The organism is Devosia subaequoris (assembly GCF_014197055.1).
Lineage (GTDB): Bacteria > Pseudomonadota > Alphaproteobacteria > Rhizobiales > Devosiaceae > Devosia > Devosia subaequoris.
Map to the genome: position 1 here is coordinate 381,319 of NZ_JACIEW010000001.1, position 23,416 is coordinate 404,734.

20 protein-coding genes are annotated in these 23,416 nt (G+C 60.5%); 7 read left to right on the forward strand and 13 right to left on the reverse strand.

The annotated features are described in order from the left end of the window. Window positions 1-17: 17 nt before the first annotated feature. Window positions 18-1,358 (reverse strand): homoserine dehydrogenase, encoded by a 1,341-nt coding sequence (locus GGR20_RS01880; RefSeq protein WP_246349410.1) that lies wholly within the window; start codon window positions 1,356-1,358, stop codon window positions 18-20. A 308-nt stretch (window positions 1,359-1,666) separates the two neighbouring features. After that, the gene (locus GGR20_RS01885) at window positions 1,667-2,878 is read right to left on the reverse strand and encodes an LL-diaminopimelate aminotransferase (protein ID WP_183309528.1); all 1,212 of its coding nucleotides are present in this window, start codon (window positions 2,876-2,878) and stop codon (window positions 1,667-1,669) included. Window positions 2,879-3,304: 426 nt separating this feature from the next. On the opposite strand from GGR20_RS01885, the gene GGR20_RS01890 reads away from it, so the two are divergent. Both GGR20_RS01890 and GGR20_RS01895 read left to right on the forward strand, forming a co-directional pair. Beyond that, window positions 3,305-4,594 carry a glycosyltransferase gene (locus tag GGR20_RS01890; RefSeq protein ID WP_183309529.1) on the forward strand — a complete coding sequence of 430 codons (1,290 nt, stop codon included), beginning with the start codon at window positions 3,305-3,307 and terminating at the stop codon, window positions 4,592-4,594. Beyond that, on the forward strand, window positions 4,591-6,654 hold the full coding sequence (locus tag GGR20_RS01895; protein WP_183309530.1) for an NAD-dependent epimerase/dehydratase family protein: 2,064 nt from the start codon (window positions 4,591-4,593) through the stop codon (window positions 6,652-6,654). The genes GGR20_RS01890 and GGR20_RS01895 overlap by 4 nt, the downstream gene beginning before the upstream one ends. A 46-nt stretch (window positions 6,655-6,700) precedes the next feature. Here the strand turns inward: GGR20_RS01895 and lon are convergent, their stop codons facing one another. Continuing rightward, complete coding sequence (gene lon / locus GGR20_RS01900) at window positions 6,701-9,127, reverse strand: endopeptidase La (RefSeq protein ID WP_183309531.1); 2,427 nt, start codon at window positions 9,125-9,127, stop codon at window positions 6,701-6,703. A 174-nt stretch (window positions 9,128-9,301) separates the two neighbouring features. Here lon and rocF point away from each other — a divergent pair, with 174 nt between their 5' ends. Further along, a complete protein-coding gene (gene rocF, locus GGR20_RS01905) occupies window positions 9,302-10,387 on the forward strand; it encodes an arginase (protein ID WP_253560034.1) in 1,086 nt (361 codons plus the stop codon). A gap of 93 nt (window positions 10,388-10,480) precedes the next feature. Here the strand turns inward: rocF and clpX are convergent, their stop codons facing one another. The 3 genes from clpX to GGR20_RS01920 all read right to left on the reverse strand — a co-directional run bounded on the left by clpX (window position 10,481) and on the right by GGR20_RS01920 (window position 13,056). After that, complete coding sequence (gene clpX / locus GGR20_RS01910; protein ID WP_183309532.1) at window positions 10,481-11,758, reverse strand: ATP-dependent Clp protease ATP-binding subunit ClpX; 1,278 nt, start codon at window positions 11,756-11,758, stop codon at window positions 10,481-10,483. Window positions 11,759-11,932: 174 nt separating this feature from the next. Then, window positions 11,933-12,562, reverse strand: coding sequence for an ATP-dependent Clp protease proteolytic subunit (locus GGR20_RS01915; RefSeq protein WP_104894563.1), 630 nt, complete (start codon window positions 12,560-12,562; stop codon window positions 11,933-11,935). Between the two features lie 266 nt (window positions 12,563-12,828). Beyond that, complete coding sequence (locus tag GGR20_RS01920) at window positions 12,829-13,056, reverse strand: hypothetical protein (RefSeq protein WP_183309533.1); 228 nt, start codon at window positions 13,054-13,056, stop codon at window positions 12,829-12,831. A gap of 135 nt (window positions 13,057-13,191) precedes the next feature. On the opposite strand from GGR20_RS01920, the gene GGR20_RS01925 reads away from it, so the two are divergent. Further along, complete coding sequence (locus tag GGR20_RS01925) at window positions 13,192-14,448, forward strand: cytochrome P450 (protein ID WP_183309534.1); 1,257 nt, start codon at window positions 13,192-13,194, stop codon at window positions 14,446-14,448. Here GGR20_RS01925 and GGR20_RS01930 read toward each other — a convergent pair. The 5 genes from GGR20_RS01930 to GGR20_RS01950 all read right to left on the reverse strand — a co-directional run bounded on the left by GGR20_RS01930 (window position 14,445) and on the right by GGR20_RS01950 (window position 17,709). Continuing rightward, window positions 14,445-15,089 carry an SdpI family protein gene (locus tag GGR20_RS01930; protein WP_183309535.1) on the reverse strand — a complete coding sequence of 215 codons (645 nt, stop codon included), beginning with the start codon at window positions 15,087-15,089 and terminating at the stop codon, window positions 14,445-14,447. The two genes, GGR20_RS01925 and GGR20_RS01930, sit on opposite strands and share 4 nt — an antisense overlap. Before the next feature lie 5 nt (window positions 15,090-15,094). Beyond that, window positions 15,095-15,496, reverse strand: a complete 402-nt coding sequence (locus tag GGR20_RS01935) for a VOC family protein (RefSeq protein ID WP_183309536.1) — start codon at window positions 15,494-15,496, stop codon at window positions 15,095-15,097. A 62-nt stretch (window positions 15,497-15,558) separates the two neighbouring features. Next, window positions 15,559-16,041 (reverse strand): 30S ribosomal protein S9, encoded by a 483-nt coding sequence (gene rpsI / locus GGR20_RS01940; RefSeq protein ID WP_183309537.1) that lies wholly within the window; start codon window positions 16,039-16,041, stop codon window positions 15,559-15,561. A gap of 1 nt (window position 16,042) precedes the next feature. Beyond that, a complete protein-coding gene (gene rplM, locus GGR20_RS01945) occupies window positions 16,043-16,507 on the reverse strand; it encodes a 50S ribosomal protein L13 (protein WP_104894569.1) in 465 nt (154 codons plus the stop codon). A gap of 140 nt (window positions 16,508-16,647) precedes the next feature. Continuing rightward, the gene (locus GGR20_RS01950; protein WP_253560031.1) at window positions 16,648-17,709 is read right to left on the reverse strand and encodes a COX15/CtaA family protein; all 1,062 of its coding nucleotides are present in this window, start codon (window positions 17,707-17,709) and stop codon (window positions 16,648-16,650) included. A gap of 79 nt (window positions 17,710-17,788) precedes the next feature. On the opposite strand from GGR20_RS01950, the gene GGR20_RS01955 reads away from it, so the two are divergent. After that, window positions 17,789-18,013 carry a DUF2842 domain-containing protein gene (locus GGR20_RS01955; RefSeq protein ID WP_183309538.1) on the forward strand — a complete coding sequence of 75 codons (225 nt, stop codon included), beginning with the start codon at window positions 17,789-17,791 and terminating at the stop codon, window positions 18,011-18,013. A 19-nt stretch (window positions 18,014-18,032) separates the two neighbouring features. Here GGR20_RS01955 and GGR20_RS01960 read toward each other — a convergent pair whose 3' ends face one another. Both GGR20_RS01960 and GGR20_RS01965 read right to left on the reverse strand, forming a co-directional pair. Beyond that, window positions 18,033-19,073 (reverse strand): polysaccharide deacetylase family protein, encoded by a 1,041-nt coding sequence (locus tag GGR20_RS01960; RefSeq protein ID WP_183309539.1) that lies wholly within the window; start codon window positions 19,071-19,073, stop codon window positions 18,033-18,035. 16 nt (window positions 19,074-19,089) lie between these two features. Further along, window positions 19,090-21,576, reverse strand: a complete 2,487-nt coding sequence (locus GGR20_RS01965; RefSeq protein ID WP_183309540.1) for a GumC family protein — start codon at window positions 21,574-21,576, stop codon at window positions 19,090-19,092. Between the two features lie 151 nt (window positions 21,577-21,727). Between GGR20_RS01965 and GGR20_RS01970 the strand changes: the two genes are divergently transcribed. Further along, entirely contained in the window at window positions 21,728-22,279 is a 552-nt protein-coding gene (locus GGR20_RS01970; RefSeq protein ID WP_183309541.1) for a polysaccharide biosynthesis/export family protein, read from the forward strand. Further along, window positions 22,279-23,409 carry a glycosyltransferase gene (locus GGR20_RS01975; protein WP_183309542.1) on the forward strand — a complete coding sequence of 377 codons (1,131 nt, stop codon included), beginning with the start codon at window positions 22,279-22,281 and terminating at the stop codon, window positions 23,407-23,409. Before GGR20_RS01970 ends, GGR20_RS01975 begins: the two co-directional genes overlap by 1 nt. The last annotated feature ends 7 nt before the right edge of the window (window positions 23,410-23,416 follow it).

The window sequence follows — 23,416 nt, forward strand, 5'->3', positions numbered from 1 at the left end:
AAGCTCTACCGGACAGATCAGAGCTTTTCGATACGTATCAATTGTGGTTCGCCGACTATGAACCCATCATCGGCTATCTGTGCAAGCGCTTCGCGCACCGATGATTCCAAAGTCTGTTGGGTAATCATCACGACGGTCCGGGCCGGCGATCCATCGGGCGCGATGGCCTTGGCACTCAAATCGGACCGCTGGATGACAGAATCAATGGAAATCGACTTTTCCCCCATGCGCGTGGCAATGGCAGCCAGGGCGCCAGGGACGTCCTTGGCGCTGAGCCGGATGTAGAACCCACCTTCATGGGCACGGTACGGCGCTTCGCGATAGGGCAAGAGTTCGTCGCTGGGCACGCCAAGCGGCGGAACGCGGGTGCCGCGGGCGATATCCAGAATGTCGGAAAGTACCGATGACGCCGTGGGCGGGCCGCCTGCGCCCGGGCCGGCCAGCAACAGTTCGTGCACGTGGTCGGTTTCCAGGGCAACCGCGTTCATCACCCCATCAACACCGGCAATGGCGCTGCCCTTGGGTACAAAGGTGGGATGTACTCTCTGTTCAATGCCGCTTTCTGTGCGTTCGGCAATGCCCAGCAGCTTGATCTTGTAGCCCAGTTCCGTGGCCACCTGAATATCGTGCTGGGTGATGTTGGAAATGCCTTCCACCCTCATTTTGTCGGGGGCGATTTCATAGCCGAAGCACAAGGTCGAGAGGATCGAGAGCTTGTGGGCAGTGTCAAACCCCTCGACGTCGAAGGTCGGATCGGCCTCGGCATAGCCCAGGGCCTGGGCGTCCTTGAGGCAATCGGCAAAAGAAATGTCCTCATTGCCCATGCGGGTAAGGATGTAGTTGCAGGTGCCGTTCATGATGCCAAAGACCTTGGCGATGCGGGCGGTGCCTAGACCTTCGCGCAGGGTCTTGATGACCGGAATACCGCCGGCGACGGCAGCCTCGAAGCCGAGCTGGGCGCCAGATTCCTCGGCGAGGCGCGCCAGGGTGACGCCGTGCTTGGCCAGTAGCGCCTTGTTGGCGGTCACGACCGGGCGCCCGATTTCGAGCGCCGCCTTGACCGACGCAAAGGCCGGGCCGTCTTCGCCGCCGATCAGTTCGACAAACAGGTCAATGCCATCCGATTTGGCCAGGGCGACCGGATCGTCAAACCACTCAAGGCCTGAAATATCGATGCCGCGATCCCGGGAACGCGAGCGCGCGGCAACAGCGACGACTTCCAGCTGGCGACCAAGTTTGCGCGTCAGCTCGGCGCTGTCTTTTTGCAGGATGCGCACCAGTGTGGCGCCAACATTGCCCAGGCCGGCAACGCCGACACGCAGGGGCGCCTGGGTGTCGGTGTCCCCCAGTTCAGCCATGGCCTTAAGGATGCGCGTGCGGGTCTCGCTGCGCGGTTCGCGGCCTTCGCGCAGGTCGAACACGAACAGCGGGTCGCCGGCCACGATGCGGCCGAAACGCGTGGGGGTCCAACCCCTTGCAGAGATGAAAGATTCGACGGCTTGGCGGAAAGACTGGATATCGCTCATGGTGGCGACATGTGCATAGGAAATCGCCTAGCCGTCAATAGGAGTTGTCAAAGGAAAGTGGGCTGGTCGAGACTTGGATCACCCTTTGGCCGGAGTTAGTTCTCCATACAAAAGGTGATCCTTGTCATGTTCAAACTCGACTAGGCCTTGAGCGGCACGACATTGCCCTGCCCGGTCTTGCCGCCGAGCAGTTTCTTGACGTTGCGCGCGGCCTGACGGATGCGCTGTTCGTTCTCGACGAAGGCCAGGCGTATATATTGATCGCCATATTCACCGAAGCCCACACCCGGTGCGACCCCCACGCCGGTTTCCTGGATGAGCAGCTTGGCGAATTCGAGCGACCCGAGATGAGCGAACTGATCGGGAATCGGCGCCCAGGCAAACATGGTGGCGCGCGGCACGGGAATCGACCAGCCGGCGCGACCGAAGCTTTCCACCATGACGTCGCGGCGATGCTTGTAGATCTTGCGCACTTCATCGACCACCTCGTCGGAGCCGTTGAGGGCGGCGACCGCAGCGACCTGAATGGGCGTGAAGGCGCCGTAGTCGAGATAGGATTTGACTCGCGCCAAGGCGGCTATCAGACGCTCATTGCCGACAGCGAAGCCCACGCGCCAGCCGGGCATGGAATAGGTCTTGGACATCGAGGTGAACTCGACGGCAATGTCCATGGCACCGGGCACTTGCAGCACGGAGGGAGGCGGCGCTTCGTCGAAATAGATCTCGGAATAGGCGAGATCGGACAGGATGAAAATGTCGTTGGCCTTACAGTATTTGACGACCTCTGTGTAGAAATCCAGGTCGGCCGTGTAGGCGGTAGGGTTGGCCGGATAGTTCAGTACGAGCGCGATGGGCTTGGGAATTGAATGCCGCACCGCCCGATCGAGCGAGCGCATGAAGTCCTCGTTCGGGTCGGCGGGCATGGAGCGCACAACGCCGCCCGACATGATGAAGCCAAACGAGTGGATCGGATAGGTCGGGTTGGGTACCAGAACCACATCACCAGGCGCGGTGATGGCCTGGGCCATGTTGGCAAAGCCTTCCTTGGAGCCAAGCGTCGCCACGACCTGGGTATCGGGGTTGAGTTTCACGCCGAAGCGGCGTCCATAATAGCTCGCCTGGGCCTTACGCAGGCCCGGAATGCCCTTGGAAGTCGAATAGCGATGGGTGCGCGGGTCGGCCACCGTCTCCTTGAGCTTGTTGACGATATGCTCCGGCGTTGGCAAGTCGGGATTGCCCATGCCCAGATCGATAATGTCCACGCCCTCGGCGCGCGCCTTGGCCTTGATCGGGTTGATGTGCTCGAACACATAGGGGGGAAGGCGGCGGATGCGATGGAAGACTTCGCTCATTTGATCCTCGGATGGCCGTTGAAGCCTGAAACTGGCCGCGACGCGCCAGAGCGCCACGCCTCTATCATTTTGAGGCCGATTATCGCGGAATTATGGTTGTATACGGGTTAAACGGCCCCAAACGGACCGGAAACAAATCTATTCGGCTCTTCCCGGCCAGTTCCTGGCCACGCGGGAAGAGCTATCGGGCGCTTGCCGCCGCTGCCGCGATGCGGGCCGCCACCGGGTTGCCGGCGAGCAGTGCTCCAAACCATGCAACAGTGAACGGGGACGCCATGTCTCTTGCCCTTCAGAATTGACTTCTGATACCACCCAAGCGTGGTCTGCGTCTTTTATGGCCTGAGACAAGTCTTGTAAATGCCAGCGAGCCTTTACATGTAATCACCTTGTCGGCCACAGCGCGGCCGGGGCTGTTCGGATAGGTGCATGGGAAAACGCGTCGCAATCGCAACAATCGGCACTTCTGGGGACGTTCGGCCCTATCTCGCGCTGGCCAAAGCACTTCAGGACGACGGCCACGACGTCGTCCTGGGTACGAATGCTGATTTTGAAGAGATGGTGACCTCGCATGGGGTCGAATTCCACAGCCTGGGCACCAAGATTCAGGACTGGCTGCAGGAATCGCGATTCGACAACGCCATCAGCCAGATGAAGCTGCACCACTTTCCGCAGCTGCTGCGCGAAGGACAGGCCCTGGTGGAGCGCGCCGCGCGCAATGCCTGGGCCATGTCGCAGGGCGCAGACGCGATTGTGGTCAACATCAATACCAGTTTCGGCATCGACATCGCCGAGGCCCTGGACATTCCCGTCATCATGACGGCGATGCAGCCACTCAATCCGACACGCGAATTTCCCATCTGTGCCTATGAGGTGCCCGATCTGGGGCCCACCTTCAACAAGCTCAGCTACATCGCGATGAACCTGCAGCAGGCCTATTACGACATGCCACGGGATCGGGTGCGCAAACAGTTGATGGGGCTCGGTCCCCGCAAGCGCGGCGGGCTGTTCAAGGACAGCAACGGTAACAATATCCCGACGCTTTATAATTTCTCCGCGACGATTTCGCCTCGTCCGCGGGACTGGCCGCAGACTGCAGTGGTGACTGGGTTCTGGTTTCTGGATGACAATAGCGACTGGGAGCCCTCGCCCGAACTCCAGGCATTTCTCGATGCAGGACCACCGCCGGTCTATATCGGGTTCGGTTCGATGCCTTTTGGTGCGGAACGCAATACGCAATTGCTGCGCTCGGCTCTTGAGCAGTGGGGCGGACGGGCCATCGTGGCGCGTGGCTGGGGCGGCATCAATCCGGCCGACTTGCCAAACACCGTCTTTGCGGTTGCCGAAGCGCCGCATGACAAACTGTTCCAGCTGGTATCGGCCGTGGTGCATCATGGCGGCGCCGGCACCACCGCGGCGGGCCTGAGAGCGGGAAGGCCCACGTTCACAGTGCCGCAGGCCTATGACCAACGCTATTGGGGACGTCGCGTCAGGGCGCTGGGTTGCGGCCCTGCCCCGGTGCGTCTGCGGGCGATCACGCCGGAGATCCTGGCAACAGCGCTCTATGAGTTGACCAACAACAAGGCCATGGCGACCAACGCCGCGAACATCGGCAAAGCACTGTCGGAGGAAAAAGGCCTGGAAACTGCGGTCAGGTTCATCGAAACCACCATTGAAGCTGCAGAAGCCGGCGCTCGGCGCTATCCGGTAACCGGGTGAACCGCCGCGAGCACATCGATCCAACACCGGTTCCGGGGCTGTCGCCTTCGGTCGTGCAGCCGATGCAAATCTGCCTGGTTGGCGCCGGCGGCGGCATTGGCCAGCAACTGGCCAAGACGCTGGCGGTTCGCCATAAGGTTGTGGCGGTGTATCGGCGCCCGCCCGCCGGCGCGCCCAAGGGCGTTCACACCGTGCAGTTCGACGACAAACCGGAGCTGGCCGAGGCGGTTGGTGCTGCCGAAATTGTCGTGCACGCGGCGCTCAACACCAAAGCGCGCGGGCGGAAGTTCATCCCGGCCAATCAGGCAACGACCGAACAGCTGCTGACGCATATCTCCCCCGATCGGTGCAAGCTGTTTGTCTATTTCAGCTCCCAGGTGGTCTATGCAGCGCTTGATCCGGTACAGCAGCCGGTACAGTCCGAGGATGCGGATCTCTCCGGGACGAGGCGCCTGGATGCCTATACGCGGCTGAAGCAGACGGAAGAGGCCCGGGTGATCGCGGCCTGCCGGGAGAAGGGCATAAACTTTCTCATTGTACGGCCGACCATGGTGATGGGGCCGGACATGGCCTGGTCCAGCGGTATCGTGGATGCCATGCGCATGGCACCCTTCGGCCTCAGGAACCGCACCATCAACCTCATTCATGTAGTGGACCTGGCCGAACAATTACTGGCGTTGATTGAGCGCGGAGTGGCCAATGAGGTGATCAACCTCGGTGATCTCGATGTGCGTTCAGATGACTATTTCAGGCACGCGGCTGCGCTGGCGCAGCGGCCAATCCTGCTGGCGCCTGACTGGCTGGGCAAGCTTGGAGGGCGTTTCATCCCCTCGACGCTGTGGTTTCTTGGCCATGACGTGCAGGTCAGCTCCGACAAGGTGAAGACATTGAGTGGAGTGGAAAGCGGGCGCACGCTTGCCGACTTCTTCGAGCCCCCAGCCCGCATTGTCGAGGCACGCAGCCTGGATGTCATTCGCAATACCGTGCGCAGCGGCAAGCCGTATCATGCTATTGGGCGCGGCTACTTTCTTTGGTTCAACGACCGCAAACAGACCGATCAACTGGTCATGGAACACTATTCGGGGATCGTTGATTTTGTCGACAACGGCCTGACTGTGAAAGCCGGCACGACACTTCGTACCGTCCTCGATTATCTGGTACCGCGCGGGCTCTCCCTGGCGACACTCCCTGAATTTGTCGATATCTCAGCGGGTGCCTGCTTTTTCGCCGAAGTGCATGGCAGCAGCGGTGAACACATTTCGATCTACGATCTCATTACCGCGATCCGCTATGTGGACGAGAGCGGGGAGGAGAAATTCTCGCTTCGCGATGACGCCCTGTGGGACAGACTACGCGGTGATGGAGGGATCGTTGTCACTGAAGTGACCTTCGCGTGCCAACCCAGCCGACTTTTAGCCAATACCATAGAGTGGCAGAGGGAAAGCCGACTGGAGGACTATGTGTCCGGCGAGTACCGCGTCAATTTCAGCACGACTATTCATTGGTACCCGCGCAGCCACGAGTTGATGGTCTACAACGTCAATCCAGTCGCGGGGACAGTGCCGGGCGACCGACGTCCCTTCCCACCGATGCGCGGGTCGCCGCACTGGATCCAGAAACTGCTGCTCAATTTGCGCATGCGGGGACGGCAACGGATCGTGGGCTCCTCAGAACGCGTACTCGCCCCCTGGACCGGAGTGCCTGCCAAACGATTGCTCGGCAAATTCTTCCGCGATACGCGGCGACGCGTACGCAATATGGAAGTGTGTGTGCCCGATACCCATGCGCCGGATTTCGTGGCAAAGCTGCGGCGGCACCTGCCGGAAATGCAACTCATGCCCGGTCAGGGGATCGGGGTGAGGTTCACGCGTGATCCGGCGACCGATCGTGGCTTCGTCTGGGTAGAAATGACATCGCGCGACACTTCCCAGTTGCATGCCATGGTGGAAATGGCGCGCGCCGCCTGTGGCGAGCGGTTCTGGCTGCATCGCGGCAAGTATGTGCCCCACGGAATCGAAGTGGAGCACCTTTACATTCCGCGGCACGTCACCCCGAAATAGAAATGGCGGCCCGTAGGCCGCCATGTGGATACTAAACTTACCGATATCAGTGGGTGATGCTGGCACCCGCATCATCAGCAGGGTCGACCTTGGCGGCCACAGCCGGTTCAGCGTCGAAATCCCATTCGATCGGCTCGGGCGTGCGCACCAACGCCCGCTCGATGACCTGGTCCATGCGGGAGACCGGAACGATTTCCATGCCTTCCTTGACGATATCCGGGATCTCCTGGAGGTCGCGGACGTTTTCTTCAGGGATAAGCACGGTCTTGATGCCGCCACGCAAGGCCGCCAGGAGCTTCTCCTTGAGACCGCCAATGGGCAGGACGCGACCGCGCAGGGTGATCTCGCCGGTCATAGCGACATCATTGCGCACCGGAATGCCGGTCATCACCGAAACGATGGCCGTGGCCAGGCCGATACCGGCCGAGGGGCCATCCTTGGGGGTGGCGCCTTCTGGCAGGTGGACATGGATGTCGCGCGTATCGAACATGGGCGGCTTAACGCCGAAGTCGATACAACGAGACTTCACATAAGCCTGGGCGGCAGTCAGCGATTCCTTCATCACCTCCTTGATGTTGCCGGTGACCGACATGCGGCCCTTGCCCGGCGTCATCACGCCTTCAATGGTGAGCATTTCGCCGCCGACCGAGGTCCAAGCCAGACCGGTCACCAGACCGACCTGGGCTTCCGCTTCGATCTCGCCGTGCTTGAAGATCATCGGCCCAAGGTATTCGGCCAGCTTCTCCTCAGTGATCTCGATAGACTTGACCTTGGTTCGGACAATATCGGTGACAGCCTTACGCATCAGCTTGGAGATTTCGCGCTTGAGATTGCGCACGCCGGCCTCGCGGGTATAGCCGCGAATGGTCTTCATCAGCATCTCGTCGGAAAGCACGAATTCGCCGTCGGCCAGCCCGTTTTCCTTGGCGGTTTCCGGGATCAAGTGCTGCTTGGCAATCGCATGCTTTTCCTCCTCGGTGTAGCCGGAGAGGCGAATAATCTCCATGCGGTCCATCAGCGGGCCGGGGATATTGAGCGTGTTCGAGGTGGTCACGAACATCACGTCGGAAAGGTCGAAATCGACTTCCAGGTAATGGTCGTTGAAGGTGTTGTTCTGTTCGGGATCGAGCACTTCGAGCAGGGCCGAAGACGGATCGCCGCGGAAGTCCTGGCCCATCTTGTCGATCTCATCGAGCAGGAAGAGCGGGTTGTTCTTGCCCACCTTCTTGAGCGACTGGATGATCTTGCCAGGCATGGAGCCGATATAGGTGCGGCGGTGGCCGCGGATTTCGGCTTCGTCGCGCACGCCGCCAAGGGCCATGCGGACAAATTCACGGCCGGTGGCCTTGGCAATGGACTTGCCGAGCGAGGTCTTGCCGACCCCCGGAGGGCCGACGAGGCAAAGGATCGGACCCTTGAGCGTGCCGGTGCGAGCCTGAACGGCCAGATATTCCAGAATGCGTTCCTTGACCTTCTCGAGGCCATAGTGGTCTGCATCCAGGACCTTCTCGGCCATGGACAGGTCACGCTTGACCTTGGACTTCTTACCCCAGGGCAGGCCCAGAAGCGTATCGAGATAGTTACGGACAACGGTTGCCTCGGCCGACATCGGGCTCATGCCCTTGAGCTTCTTGATCTCGCCTTCAGCCTTGGCGCGGGCTTCCTTTGAGAGCTTGGTCTTGGCGACTCGCTCTTCAAGTTCGGTGATCTCGTTGGCACCGTCCTCGCCATCGCCCAACTCGCGCTGGATCGCCTTCATCTGCTCATTGAGGTAGTACTCACGCTGGGTCTTCTCCATCTGCCGCTTGACGCGGGAGCGGATGCGCTTCTCCACCTGCAGAACACCGATCTCGCCTTCCATAAGGCCGATGACCTTCTGCAGACGCTCGATGACCGAAACGGTTTCGAGCAGCTCTTCCTTCTCAGGAATTTTGATAACCAGATGGCTGGCGATGGTATCGGCCAGCTTGCTGGCAACTTCGATCTGTCCGACGGCCGCAACGACCTCGGCCGAAATCTTCTTGTTGAGCTTGACGTAATTCTCGAACTCGGACTGAGCGGAACGGGCCAGAGCCTCGATCTCGGTTGCATCTTCCTCAGGCTCGGGGAGCACAGAAGCCTCAGCCTCGAAATATTCTTCGGTCTGTAGATAATTGTCGATGGTCGCGCGATTGAGCCCTTCAACCAGAACCTTGACCGTACCATCGGGCAGCTTGAGGAGCTGCAGCACGGTGGCGATGGTACCGGTGGGGTAAATCTGGTCGGGCGCTGGATCATCGTCCTGCGCATTCTTCTGTGTCACGACGAGGATGTGCTTGTCGTCGCGCATCACTTCTTCAAGCGCCTTGACCGACTTCTCGCGCCCCACAAAGAGCGGCACAATCATGCCGGGGAAGACGACGATGTCGCGCAGAGGGAGGACCGGGTAGACCCGGTCCCGGCTTGTTTCGCCGGTGGAGGTAACTTCCGACATCACATATCCTTTCCGGGGCGCGCCGGAGGGAGGAACTGGTAGCGCGCCCGTATTGCGACTGCCCAATCATTAGAAGGCTGGGCGATTCAGGTTAATAAATAGGGTGGACCGCCCTGCCCGCAAGTCAAGCTTAGCGGTTTTGTGACCATTAGCGTTACTTCGCACAGGAGATATGTGCAAAAGACCGGAACACGGGTGTGCCTTGGCTGCGAAACGAATGTGGTGGCCTGCCTGCATATCGTCATGTCAGTCTGGCCCGATACGCTCCACTCCGTCGAGGAACCAGACATGCCCCCTACCCGACCCAGGCGAATAGACTTTATCGGTGTTGCCACCGCCTCAGGTGCTTCGGTGCGGGGTTGTGGCATGGGCCCAGAGGCCCTGCGCGTGGCGGGCCTGCTCGAGGCGCTGATCGATCTCGAGCTTGACGTCGCCGACCATGGCGATTTGCGCAACTCGCATGCGGATTTGTCTACTACCCCGTTGAGCTGGCGCACCGTGGAGCAGCGCAAAGGCGATGTCCTCGAGCTGGCGCAGCTGGTCAGCAATGCCGGCGTAAAAATTCTGGATTCGGGTCATTTTCCTGTATTTCTGGGAGGCGATCACTCTATCGCGATAGGCACGGTTTCGGCTGTGGCAAGGCATTGCCTGCCCAAGCAGAAGCCAGTGCATGTTCTCTGGGTTGATGCCCATGCGGACTACAACACCCCCGAAACCTCACCTTCAGGCAATCTGCACGGCATGCCGCTGGCGCTGCTCTGCGGGGAAAAGGAGTTCGATGCGAGCTATCGTGGCGACTGGCTGGGGCGGATCGATCCGAGCAATGTGACGGTTTTCGGGGCCCGCTCCGTAGACCGGGAAGAGAGAAAGCTGGTGCAGGCGCGCGGCGTAGAGGTGATCGACATGCGCAAGCTCGACCAACTCGGCATTGTCGCAACCATGCAGCATGTGATCGACAAGGCCAAAGCCGATAAGGCGCATCTGCATGTCAGTTTCGACGTCGACTCTGTCGATCCCAGCATCGCCCCCGGCGGCGGCACGCTCGTGCCGGGGGGCCTCAGCTATCGCGAGGCGCATCTGGTGATGGAGATGCTGCATGACAGCGGGCTGGTCGGCTCGCTCGACGTGGTGGAGCTAAATCCCTTCCTCGACCATGGCGGCAAGACAGCGACGCTCATGGTGGATCTGGTGGCGAGCCTGTTCGGGCGCTCGATCATGGGTGAAGAGGCCGGACCAGTGGAGTTCGTGACGCAGGACTAGTGTCCACGCCGTGGACTGTCTTTTCTTCAGGTAGGGACAAAGAAAAACGCCGGGCGCTGGGCCCGGCGTTTTCACATGTTCGTTGGTGCGACACTAGGCCGTTGCCGGCGCCTCGTCCTTGTTGCGCTCGGAGTAGATGTAGAGCGGACGGACGTCCTTGCCCTTCACGACATCGTCCGAGATCACCACTTCTTCCACGCCTTCCAGCGAGGGCAGGTCGTACATGGTGTCGAGCAGAATGCCTTCCATGATCGAGCGGAGACCACGGGCGCCGGTTTTGCGCTCGATGGCCTTTTCGGCAATGGCCTTGAGGGCATCTTCGTGGAAGGTCAGTTCGATCTCTTCCATCTGGAACAGGCGCTGATACTGGCGGACCAGAGCATTCTTGGGCGCGGTGAGGATTTCGATGAGCGCGGGCACATCGAGGTCTTCCAGCGTTGCCAGGACCGGCAGACGACCAATGAATTCCGGGATCAGGCCAAACTTGACCAGATCTTCAGGCTCGACCTCGGCCAGCATTTCACCAACGCGACGGTCATTCGGGTCCTTGACGGTGGCTGCAAAGCCAATGCCCGAGCCTTCGCCGCGCGCCGAAATGATCTTTTCGAGACCCGCAAAGGCGCCGCCACAGATAAACAGGATATTGGTCGTGTCCACCTGCAGGAATTCCTGCTGCGGATGCTTGCGCCCGCCCTGAGGCGGCACGGAGGCAACGGTGCCTTCCATGATCTTGAGCAAGGCCTGCTGCACACCCTCGCCCGAAACGTCACGGGTGATCGAGGGATTGTCCGACTTGCGGGAAATCTTGTCGACCTCGTCGATATAGACGATCCCGCGCTGGGCCTTCTCGACATTGTAGTCGGCAGACTGCAGCAGTTTCAGAATGATGTTTTCCACGTCCTCGCCGACATAGCCGGCTTCGGTGAGGGTGGTGGCATCGGCCATGGTGAAGGGCACATCAAGGATGCGCGCCATGGTCTGAGCCAGCAGCGTCTTGCCCGAACCGGTGGGGCCGATCAGCATGATGTTGGACTTGGACAGTTCAACGTCCTGGTTCTTGGCCGCGTGGTGCAGGCGCTTGTAGTGATTGTGGACAGCCACGGAGAGCACGCGCTTGGCGCGGGACTGGCCGATGACGTAGTCGTCCAGCACCTTGCAGATTTCTGCAGGGGTGGGCACGCCCTCGGAGGACTTGACCATAGAGGTCTTGTTCTCTTCGCGGATGATGTCCATGCACAGTTCGACGCATTCATCGCAGATAAATACGGTCGGACCGGCGATCAGCTTGCGCACTTCGTGCTGCGACTTGCCGCAGAACGAGCAGTAAAGCGTGTTCTTGGAGGTTTCGCCGTTCGTCGTCTCTTTGGACATCCAGTCACTCCCGGGGGTTGAGCACCCCCAAAATCAAGCGTTAACAGGCAGGCTAACGCTTAAGGCATAAAGAAAGTCTAAGCCGAAACGACCTTAAAGGCCGTTCCGGCTCGGTGCAATTGCGCTTGGATCACAGTCCACGGCGCATCAGCATTGTGCTTAACGCGCGCCAAGTCAGGCGGATGCCTCCGGCACTGCGCGTTTTTCCATGACCGCATCGATCAGGCCGAAGGCCTTGGCCTCTTCGGGTGAGAGGAAGCGATCACGCTCCAGCGCGTTCTCGATTTCCTCGTAGGAACGGCCAGTGTGCTTCTCATAAATCTGATTAAGACGGCGCTTCAAACCCTCGACTTCCTTAGCATGAATCAGGATGTCGGTAACCTGACCCTGGAAGCCGCCGGAGGGCTGGTGGACCATGACCCGCGAATTGGGCAGCGAGGTGCGCATGCCCGATTCACCGGCTGCAAGAAGCAGCGAGCCCATGGACGCTGCCTGGCCCATGACCATGGTGGCGACGGCCGGACGGATGAACTGCATGGTGTCGTAGATGGAAAGGCCAGCCGTCACCACGCCGCCGGGCGAGTTGATATACATGGCGATTTCCTTCTTCGGGTTCTCTGATTCGAGAAACAGAAGCTGGGCGACAATGAGCGAGGCCATATTGTCCTCGACCACGCCGGTCACAAAGATGATGCGTTCACGCAGCAGGCGCGAATAGATGTCGAAAGCGCGCTCGCCGCGGTTCGACTGCTCGACCACCATGGGAACGAGCGTGTTCATGTAAAGATCGTGCGGATCCCGCATATGGTTTGCCCCTTGACCTTGCCCCGGGTCGCGGACCGGAAGACAGGCTTGGTTGGTTTGGACATGCCCCTGCTCCATCGCACCACTGGCGGAACGGGCTAGGCATGCCGGAAAATAGAATCAGCGCGACTGGCTGATTGCAGTCGATGCCACCTTAATGGGCGGTAAAGGCAGAGATAGGCGGCAATGGGGCAAGCTTCAATAGCCCGGCCGTTTCTAGCCTCTTTCTTGTGGCCGAAAGGTGAATGCGGCCAAATTGTCTCAACTTAGCTGAATCCGACCGGCACGCCCTTCTTGCGGAAATAGGCCTGCATCAGCTTACGCCCCTGACGATTGCCCTGAGCCAGCTTGGAGGTCTCAAAGGTAGCTTCCTTGACTCCCTCGCGCGCCATGGCGCCCTTGAGCGCTGCAATATGGACATCGAGGTCTTCGTTGTCGTTCTGGATCGAGGCGTAGATGGCGTCGATTGCCTCGGAATAGGTGATGTCGCTCACGGGAATTATGCTCCTCGAAACTGTCGCCCTCTTCCTAGCGATTTTTTCGACTGGAGCAAGGCGTGAGGGCATAGGCAGATCCGGCATCTGGCTCTAGATTCTATCAGTCGATCAAAAAAAACTTAGCCCGAGCACATGGCCGCAATTACTCAAGTCAAGCCGATTACCGATGTTCCCTCGCAGTTGAGCGCAAGCGCGGCGCCGCAGGATCCGGCATTCTACCAGGACCCCTACCCTTTCTATGCGCGACAGCACGCCAGCCACCCCGCGTTCTTCTGGGAAGAGTATGGGCATTGGTGCTTTGCCGACTTCAAATCGGTCAGCGCCCTGTTACGCGACAAGCGGTTCGGGCGGGACATTCTGCATGTAGCAAGCCGCGAAGAGGTCGGCTTGCCCGAGCCCAAGCCGCACGTTGCGGACTTCGATCTCGCCGAGAAATATTCTCTTTTGAACCTGGAGGCGCCGGCCCATACGCGGCTCCGCACGCTGGTAAACCGGGCCTTTGTCTCGCGGCAAGTGGAGCAACTGCGTCAGCGTATCCGGCAATTGGCGCACGAGATCATCGATGGGTTCGAGGGCGAGGAGAGCGTTGATCTGATCAAGGCCTTCGCCGCGCCGATTCCGGCCATCGTGATCGCCGAAATGATCGGATTGCCAGCTGAGATGGCCCCGCAATTGCTCAACTGGTCCAACCGCATGGTGACCATGTACATGTACAATGTCACCCGCGAGACGGAACTGGATGCCAACCAAGCAGCGGCCGATTTTGCGGCCTATTTGCGCGATGTGATCGCAGAACGACGCAAGGCACCGCGCGAGGATCTGCTCAGCCATATGCTGACCACGGATCGCGACGGCGACGTGTTGAGCGATGACGAGGTGATATCGACCGCCATTCTGCTGCTCAATGCCGGGCATGAAGCAACAGTGCACACCACCGGCAACGGAGTGAAATCGATCCTCGAAAGCGGGATCGACCCGCAGAACCTGTTCGCCACGGCTGAACAGGCGGAGAGGACAGTGGAGGAGTGCCTCCGCTTTGATGCGCCGTTGCACCTGTTTACCCGCTATGCGCTGATGGATACGGAGGTGGATGGAATTCCGCTCCGCAAGGGTGATGTGATCGGGCTGATGCTGGGGGCGGCCAATCGTGATCCCGCGCGCTTTGCCCATGCCGACCGGTTCGATCCGTTCCGCACAGATGGCGCCAATGTCAGCTTCGGGGCCGGCATCCACTTCTGCATCGGCGCGCCGCTAGCACGCATTGAGTTGCAAGAAGCGATGGGTGTGTTGTTTGAGCGACTGTCGAAACTGCGGATCGTGGAACCGCCTCGCTATGGCGATGTCTATCATTTCCACGGTCTGGAGACGCTGATGGTGGGGTGGCGCTAGTCCTGCATGGAGCGAGTCGTCAGCGTAGCCAAGCCGGCAAGCAGGGGCAGCGTGCCGAGGATCCCCGCCATAGTGACTACCAGCGTGCCCGAGCCCGGATCGGTCCAGGCCAGCCAGGCCAATGCGATGGCGGCAAGCCCCGAAGCAATTCCGCTGACGCGGTGGACCACTTTCCAGGCGCGATCGGATGGAATGGGCCAGGGCATGCGCAATCCGGCATAGGAATGGCGCTCGGCCTCGTAGATGACGACAGCCAGCACCAGCAAAATGGCTGCCAGGCCAAATGCCGTGATTCGGAACATGTCGATGTCCGAGCCGATGCCACTCAAGAGCAATCCGAGCTGGCACGCCGCCGCGACGGCCAGAAGCAGGCTCAGCGCCGGGTCCAAGATATGCCGGGTCTTGGCGAGTTGGTTCTTGGTCAGCGCGCGGCCGAGAAGAAAGAAAGCTACCAGAAGAAAAAGCTGCAGCGACGGCGCGACTGCCAGGGCGAGATTGCGCGGCCATAACCAATCTACGGTCGAACCGCGCCAATGCGCCGGGAACGCGTAGCCCTCAGGGATGTTGAGGACAGCGACACCGGCAATGGCCAGGGTGACGATGAGAATCAGGATGTGAAAGCGCGTGACAAGACTGGGCATGACAATCAGGTGAGCAGTGCCGCCCGAAATACTAGATGGAGCTTGTTGCCATCAGGGTCGCGCAAATAGGCGCCGAAATAGTCGGGCGCGTAATGCGGTCTCAGACCAGGCGCACCCTCGTCCCGACCGCCAGCCGCCAAACCGGCGGTATGCGCCGCGATCACAGCGTCCCTGCTCGGCGCGATGAAGGCCAACATTGTGCCGTTTCCTGGTGCTGCCGCCCGCCCGTCGAACGGTGCATAGACATAAAAACGCGGATATGGGGTCTTGCCCACCCAGCAGAGGGCCCCTGGCCCGCCATCGGGCTCCACCGCGCGCCGATGAAGGCCTAGCGGCAGCAGCACGGCATCATAGAACCGGCCTGCACGCTCAAGATCGTCGCTGCCGACTGTCACATGGCTGAACATGGCTCCTCCCAAAGCAAAGGGGCCGGTTTCCCGGCCCCTCGCAAAACTCGATAATCCAGCGATTAGCGCTTGGAGAACTGGAAGGACCGGCGGGCCTTGGCCTTACCGTACTTCTTGCGTTCCACCACGCGGCTGTCGCGGGTCAGGAAGCCACCCTTCTTCAGAACCGGGCGCAGGGCGGGTTCGAAGTAGGTGAGAGCCTTGGAGATACCGTGACGAACGGCACCGGCCTGACCAGAAAGACCACCACCAGCGACGGTGACGTTCACGTCATACTGATCGAGGCGCTCGGAAGCGACGATCGGCTGCTTGACAATGAGCTGCAGAACCGGACGAGCGAAGTACTTGGCGAATTCGCGGCCGTTGACGGTGACAGTGCCCTTGCCCGGTTTGATCCAGACACGAGCAACGGCGTTCTTGCGCTTGCCGGTGGCATAGGCGCGGCCGAGGCTGTCGAGCTTCTGTTCGTGGACCGGAGCGGTGTTCACAGCCGGAGCGGCTGCGGTGGTGCCGAGGTCTTCGAGGGAGTTGATGGTTTCAGCCATATTACTTCACCCGCGCATTCTTGGTGTTCATCGCAGCAACGTCGAGCTTGCTCGGATTCTGCGCTTCATGGGGATGCTCGGTACCGGCGTATACGCGCAGGTTCTTGAGCTGGGCGCGGGTCAACGGACCACCGGGCATCATGCGACGAACGGCGTTCTCGAGGACGCGGTTCGGGAAGCGGCCCTCAAGCAGCTCACGCGCGGTGCGGTCCTTGATGCCACCGGGGTAGCCGGTGTGCCAGTAGAAGCGATGCTGGTCCAGCTTGCGACCGGTCAGCTTCACCTTGTCGGCATTGATGACGATGATGTTGTCACCCATGTCCATGTGGGGGGTGAAGGTCGGCTTGTGCTTGCCGCGCAGACGCGAGGCGATGATCGATGCCAGGCGACCCACGACCAGCCCTTCGGCGTCGATCAGGACCCACTGCTTTTCGATCTCGCTCGGTTTTGCCGAGTACGTGCTCATAAGCGAATTCCCTAAGATTCAAGCAGCCGGCCCACGCATGGACCGGCCAGTTCGAGGGGGTCTCTAAGGGAGATTCCGTGGACCGTCAACACCCATTTATTTTGCTATAAAAATCAACGACTTACTGTCGCGGTATTATTTTACCGCACACGACGCATGTCGGCAATATAGGCAACGGATAGGCCGGCCAGCATGAAGGCAAGGGCCTGGTGGCCCACAGCTAAACCGATGGGAACACTCATCAGCAGTGTCGCGACGCCCAGGCCAACCTGCAGTAGCACGATGGCCCCGATGCGCGGCAGCCAGCCATGGACGCCGCCGAAGCCGCCATCGCTGTTTCGGCGCCAGACCAGGTAGGCGGTATAGGCCACGATCAGATAGGCGATCCCTCGATGGATGAACTGCACCGTCAGCGCATTTTCGAACAGATTGCGCCAGGCTGGCTCCATGGCAAACAGCCCACCCGGGATGACGGCCCCGTCCATCAGCGGCCAGGTCTGATAGCCCATGCCGGCATCGAGCCCGGCAACGAAGGCCCCTGCCCCGATCTGCAGGGTCATCAAAACGAGCAGCAGGACCGCAGTGGTCATGTGAAAGCCGGTGACCCGCCCGAGGACTCGGCCGGGCGAGAGTGAGCGCGCCACATAGATTAATGCGACGAACAGAAGGGCGGCCGCGGTGAGATGCGCTGCCAGGCGGTATTGGGACACCGAGGTCAACTCGGTCAGGCCCGAAGAGACCATCCACCAGCCCAGGGCGCCCTGGAAACCACCAAGCACAAACAGGCCAAAAAGTGGCCAGGCAAGGTCGCGTGACAGGCGCTTCTGGAACAGGAAGACAACGAAAGGAATGATAAAGAGCACGCCGAGGAACCGCGCGACAAAGCGGTGCAACCACTCCCAGAAGAAGATGAACTTGAAGTCGTCGAGACTCATCCAGGAGTTGAGTACGGCGTACTGGGGGATCTGCCTGTAGGCCTCAAACTCGGCTTCCCATTCGGCCTGATTGAGTGGTGGAATGACGCCAGAAAGGGGCTTCCAGGAGGTGATGGACAAGCCGGATCCGGTGAGACGCGTGATGCCACCAACCACCACGATGAGCAGGACAAAGGCGGCCAACCCGTAGAGCCAGATGCGCACCGGGCGCAAAGGGTCACTGGCAAAGCTGACTTGGCCCGGTGCGGCATCTTGCTTGAGGGTCACGACACAGTTTCCGGTTTTGATAAGCGTGTGGGAGTGGTAGTCCCCTCGACATCGCCCCGCAACAGCACAGATGCCGCACATGAGCCAGCGCAGCCGCAAACTGATAGGCGCCTTCCTTCTGGTCGGTTCGATCATCCTGTGGTCGATCCTGGCGACCTCAATCTATCTGCTACTGCCCGAGGGACTTCCCGGCCTGGTGCTGATCGGGTTCTTCATCATCGCCGGCATGGGCTGGATGCTCCCCGCCATGCCACTCATCAAATGGATGGCAAAGCCAGACGCAACTCCAACTGACAATCACTAAAGCGAATCGATTCCGAGGCTTAGCCAGTCAATCTGCCAAGTTGGGTGAACAAGCCGCCGCTGGCGAAGATGTCGACATAGCGCCGCGCCTGGAAATACCCGTTGAGAGAGACGCGCGGCAATTGAGCCAGCTTGTGCAAGTGATGCGGATAGAGACCACCGGGTCGAGTGGTGACGGCGGTGCGGAAGCCCAGCTCTCCCGCCAGGGCAAATTCGCGCGGACCGCAGGACAACGGGCCTCCCAATGGATAGGAGAAATGCGCGGGCCTTATGCCGAACTGGGCCTCGATGATATCGACCGACTGGATCATCTCGCTGCGCGCTTGCTCAAGCGAGAGCTTGGCCAGTTCGTAGTGATGGACGGTGTGGGCGCCGATAGTACAGAGCGGATCACCAGCGAACTGGCGCAGCTCCTGCCAGTCCATGATGAGCTCGCGGCATTGCCTGTGCAAATTATGGCCATAGGCGGCGGTAAAATCGCTTAGAAGTGCGAGACGCTCGGGTTCGGGCAGTTTGCGCAGGCGCCAATAGAGCCGATCAAAGGCTTCTTTCTTTTGTGCCAGGGTCCGGGTCTCGACATATTCGGTCTCGCCGTCCTCGCTGAAGGCGACGGCCTCCTGACGGGCGATGATGTCTTCGATGGCCTGCCACCAGAGCTGCCCGACGCCGTCGACGAAGGCTGTCGGGACGTAAAGCGTGAAGGGCGCCTCATGTGCCCGCAGAATGGGCAAGGCATATTGAAGGTTGTCGCGATACGCATCGTCGAAGGTCAAGACGACAAAGGGGCGGCCTTTCTTGCTGCTCGCCAGGCGCTCCAGCGCCTCATCGAGGCTGACAATGTCGATGTCCAGTTCGTCCAGTCGCTCAAGGCAATAGTCCAAAAAATCGGGCTGCACCTGCAGGATCGCATTGGGCGAGAAATCGGCCGGGGGCGCCGGCAGCACCCGATGAAGAGTGAGTATCACGCCGCGCGAGCGCGACAACAGCCGGAACAGGCGCGGCATGCCGGTGAGCCAGAGCAGCTCGAAGCTGGCACGAATGGCGGTGTATTTCAGCGACATTGCGAGGTCCGGGCGATCAGGCTGCCACCGGCTCTGCCAGGGCAGCGATCTCGACCCGGGTCAGACCTGCGTCTTCAAGCACCCGGCGCGCCGATTTCGCGCTGTCCAGTTCGGCTTCGCTATCGGCAACCAGAACGACTCGGCCGCCGAGTTCAACAAACATATCAAGCGAGGAGGCGCCGCCTACCCTGCCCGTCACCACGATCACGACTTCGTAGATGTCCCCCAGAGCTTCAACCAGCGTAGCAGGCCGGCTGGACTGGTGATCGATGCTGGTGCCGGTGCCCCAGGTCACCTCGGCAAAGCCATTGTCTGCCGACTTCTGTACCACATCGCCGAAGCCGGCATGGCCATTGCTCAGATCGCTGATCCCGGTTTCGGTGGTACGCTGACCAGTGCCAGCATCGATCAGGGCGACGCTGAGCCCGCGGGAGATGGCATTACCCACCAGATTTTCTGCCAGCATGCGGCTCGCCGTGCCGGAAAGATGGTCGGCCAGCAGGAGCAGATGCGTGCGGCCCAGGACCAAGTCAGAAACCAGATCGGCAGAGCGGATGATCTCCGAAGTGGCAGACGCCTTGTGCATCACCCCCAGTTCATCCAACGGGGTCTCGGCAGACCAATCGTGTTGGGAGGTCGGCGGCAATTCCGGCTCGTCGTCCCAAGAAGCAGATAGCGCCGGAGCGGGGGGGATCACTTCGCGTTGCAGGCCAGACACTTCTGCGGACAAGTTGCGAATGTACTGGCTGGACGTGTCGACCCTTGGCTCTGTCAGGCCTAAATGTTCATGTTCTTGCGGCTCGGAGGCCGACCGCGGCCGTTCTACGGTCTGGTCCGGCAATTCAGCAGCTTCCGGAGCGCGCTCCATCTCTGAAGGTGACCCCTCATCTGCAGTGAGAGCCGGCTCGTCAATTTCATCGAGCTGCGCGACGGCGTCGGCCAGTTCGACGGGGTCAGACTGGCCATTATCAGCAGCATCAGGCTGCCCGATCGCTTCAGCCTCACTTGCCTCGCGCTCGTCGTCCCAGCGCTGTTCGGGCTCTAGCTCGTCGGCATCGAAGGGCGATTCTTCAAGCGCATCCGTGGCCACGGGCCTGCGCACGACTGGCGCCAGCGCGCGCCCAGACATCAGCTCGCCAAAAGCGACGGCGCCGACCTGGACAATGACCGAAACGACGCCGACGGCCAGCATGATGAAGGACGTTTTGGGGGAGGCCGGGGCGACCGAGGGCGCAGCTTCCGAAACCACCCGGACATCAGGCAGCGCAGAGTTGGAATCGACGCGCGAGGAGGCCTCATTGAAGCGCAGCAGATAGGCCTCGAGCAGATCGCGCTGAGCCTTGGCTTCGCGCTCCAGACCATCAAGAGCTACAGTTTCGCGCGTTGCCAGCGATGCACTGGATTTGACCCGTGCCAAATCCGCCTCCAGGGATGCGGCGAGATCCGATTCGATCTGCGCCTCGGCCTCAAGCGCATCGGCAACACGGGCGCCCTCAATACGAAGCTGACTGTCGAGTTCGGCGATCTGGGCATTCAGTGCCCGAATGGAGGGATGGTTGAAAAGCATGGTTGCCGAGCGCTGTGCCCGCTCACCCTGCAACCGGGCTTTTTCCTCGCTGAGTCGCTGAATGACGACGGAATCGCGCACATCGGCCACACCCTCAATAGGCTGACCACGCTCGATCAAACCACGGATCAGGGCTGCGCGCGACGTGGCGGTGTTCTTGCGCTCCTGTGCAGCAGTGATCTGTGACGAGATATTGGACAATTGCTGGTCGAGCAGGCTGGTATTGTTCTGCCCGGTAAACAGGTCATTCTCAATCCGGAAATTCGCCACTGCGGATTCGGCTTCCTGCACCGAAACGCGCAGCCGGTCGATTTCCGCGCGCAGCCAGCCGGACGCATCCGCCGTATCGGAGATGGAAAGCTGGGCACGGCGGGCGACATGGGCCGAGGCCACGGCGTTGGCGATCCGAGCGGAAAGTTCCGGGTCGGTGGTGCTGACCGTCACCGAAATGATCCTTGAATCCCTCTCCTGGACAACTTCAAGCCGATCATACAATGCTGCGAGCACTTTCTGGTCGATGCTGCCGGGGGTCGCGGCGCGCCTGCCGACGATCTGCGTGATCATCGCGACAGGCGAAAAGCCGGAAGCGACGCCGTTGAACTCAGCGACTGAACGGAGATCCAGGGCATCGATCACGCCGAGCAGGGTATCGCGAGACTTCAGCAACTCGATCTGGCTGGAGACAACACCGACTTCATTGCCTGAAGAGGAAGGCGCCGACTCATTGGAGGCGCGAACATAAGGGCTGGATCGCGGCTCAACGAGAATGGCCGAAGTCGACTCGTACATGCGCGGCTGGAACAGCAACACGACAAATGTCACAACCAGCAGACCGAGTGCGACCAGCAGAATGCGGGGCAATTTCCGCACAATTGCTGATAGCAGGGCCGCCATATCGATCCGCGTATCATCCATAGGTGGTTGTTCGTAGGTCATAGCGGCCCCCCAATAGTGCCGTAGACTTACTCCGGTCATGGTCAACATTGAGTTAACCGACCTCGCAACGCGCAATCCAAAGGCACGCCCATAAGCGAATTCTTAACCATGTAAGACCAGACTACAGGCAATTCGAAAGCTCAGGATTCCTATGCGCTGGCTACCACTCATTGCCGTCATCATGTCACTGACGCTGACCGGCTGCGCCACAACGCGCCCTGCAAGCTATCTGGTCGAAACCAAGGGACCGTACCAGCTCGACACGGGCGACGTCGTTCGGGTTTCCGTTTATGGCGATGCGGAGCTGAGCAAGACTTACAAGGTCGACGACAAGGGTGCGATTGCCTTTCCGCTCGTCGGGCCGGTGCCGGTACGCGGCAGCACTACCGAGGTCGCCGCACAGAGGCTGGCCCGGTCCTTGGCAAATGGTTATATGCGCAATCCTGACGTTGCCGTGGAAATCGATCAGTACCGCCCCTTCTTTATCCAGGGCGAAATTAAGTCGGCCGGCCAGTTTCCCTATGTTTACGGCATGACAGTGCGGGCCGCGATCAGCACGGCCGGCGGATATACCGAGACGGCCGACCGCAACCGGGCGGTCGTCTATCGCCGCCAGGGCAATGAAATGGTCAAGGGCGCGGTCAATCTCGACTTCCCCATTTTCCCCGGCGATACCATCGTGGTGCAGGAGCGCTGGTTCTAGTGTCAGCAGCTGGTGACCTGCGCATACTGCAAATCCTGCGCGCGCCAGTCGGCGGGTTATTCCGACATGTTGCGGACCTGACACGTTATCTTGCCACACAGGGCCACGAGATCGGCCTTGTCGTCGACAGCGTAGCAAGTGACACGCAGACGGAAACCTTGCTCACCGCGCTTGAACAGCATGCGTCCCTTGGCATCCACCGGCTGCCAATGCCGCGCCAGTTCGGAAGTGGCGATCTTCGTACGCCATTTGCCGTAACCGCGCTGGCGCGGCGGCTCAAGGTGGATATCCTGCATGGACACGGGGCCAAGGGTGGCTTTTACGCTCGGTTGGCAAGCTATGGTCGCCACAAGGTCAAGGTCTTCTACACACCGCATGGCGGCGTTCTGCATTTTCCCGCCAACAAACCGTCGGGGCGTCTGTTTCACGGTATTGAACGCCATCTGATGCGCCGGACCGAAGCAATCATCTTCGAGAGTGCCTATGCCCAGCGGACCTACTCGGCGCTGATCGGCGCACCGACGTGTCATAGCGCGGTCATCCACAATGGCCTGCGTCCCGAAGAATTCGAGCCGATAACCCCGCAAGCCGATGCTGCAGACTTCGTTTTCGTTGGAGAATTGCGGAATCTGAAAGGAATTTTTCCGCTGGTCGATGCGCTCGCCCAGGTCACGCGTCCGGATGGCCAGCCTGCACGGCTCGTGATGGCCGGAGACGGGCCCGGGCGCAGCGCCCTGGAAGCCCGCATTCGCGCACTGAACATTGCGGACCGGGTCGACCTTGTCGGTTCACAGCCTGCGCGCAGCGTTTTTGCGCGCGGCCGCTGCGCCGTGGTGCCATCCCTGGCAGAGTCCCTGCCCTATGTGGTCATGGAGGCTGCCGCAGCGCAACTGCCCGTGATCGCCACCCGCGTGGGCGGCATCGCCGAGATATTCGGGCCGACAGCGGACCGCCTGATCGAGCCGAACAGCGCGAAGCGCCTAGCCGACGCGATGGGGCGGGTACTGGCCGACCCCGATGGCGCACGGTCAGAAATGCGCGCGCGGCTTGTTCATATCAAGGCCGGCTTCTCGGTGAAACGCATGGCCGGCGCGATTGAAGGGCTCTATCGCGGTGCAACCCGACGGTAACCTTTCG

Excerpts from the sequence above, each read along its gene's own strand:
- GGR20_RS01915 (WP_104894563.1), bottom strand. The coding sequence starts at position 12,562 with ATGCGGGATCCGCACGATCTTTACATGAACACGCTCGTTCCCATGGTG.
- clpX (WP_183309532.1), bottom strand. The coding sequence starts at position 11,758 with ATGTCCAAAGAGACGACGAACGGCGAAACCTCCAAGAACACGCTTTAC.
- GGR20_RS01970 (WP_183309541.1), top strand. The coding sequence starts at position 21,728 with ATGCGCTGGCTACCACTCATTGCCGTCATCATGTCACTGACGCTGACC.
- GGR20_RS01880 (WP_246349410.1), bottom strand. The coding sequence starts at position 1,358 with ATGGCTGAACTGGGGGACACCGACACCCAGGCGCCCCTGCGTGTCGGC.
- GGR20_RS01925 (WP_183309534.1), top strand. The coding sequence starts at position 13,192 with ATGGCCGCAATTACTCAAGTCAAGCCGATTACCGATGTTCCCTCGCAG.
- GGR20_RS01885 (WP_183309528.1), bottom strand. The coding sequence starts at position 2,878 with ATGAGCGAAGTCTTCCATCGCATCCGCCGCCTTCCCCCCTATGTGTTC.
- GGR20_RS01955 (WP_183309538.1), top strand. The coding sequence starts at position 17,789 with ATGAGCCAGCGCAGCCGCAAACTGATAGGCGCCTTCCTTCTGGTCGGT.
- rpsI (WP_183309537.1), bottom strand. The coding sequence starts at position 16,041 with ATGGCTGAAACCATCAACTCCCTCGAAGACCTCGGCACCACCGCAGCC.
- GGR20_RS01965 (WP_183309540.1), bottom strand. The coding sequence starts at position 21,576 with ATGACCTACGAACAACCACCTATGGATGATACGCGGATCGATATGGCG.
- GGR20_RS01890 (WP_183309529.1), top strand. The coding sequence starts at position 3,305 with ATGGGAAAACGCGTCGCAATCGCAACAATCGGCACTTCTGGGGACGTT.
- rplM (WP_104894569.1), bottom strand. The coding sequence starts at position 16,507 with ATGAGCACGTACTCGGCAAAACCGAGCGAGATCGAAAAGCAGTGGGTC.
- GGR20_RS01930 (WP_183309535.1), bottom strand. The coding sequence starts at position 15,089 with ATGCCCAGTCTTGTCACGCGCTTTCACATCCTGATTCTCATCGTCACC.
- GGR20_RS01935 (WP_183309536.1), bottom strand. The coding sequence starts at position 15,496 with ATGTTCAGCCATGTGACAGTCGGCAGCGACGATCTTGAGCGTGCAGGC.
- lon (WP_183309531.1), bottom strand. The coding sequence starts at position 9,127 with ATGTCGGAAGTTACCTCCACCGGCGAAACAAGCCGGGACCGGGTCTAC.
- GGR20_RS01960 (WP_183309539.1), bottom strand. The coding sequence starts at position 19,073 with ATGTCGCTGAAATACACCGCCATTCGTGCCAGCTTCGAGCTGCTCTGG.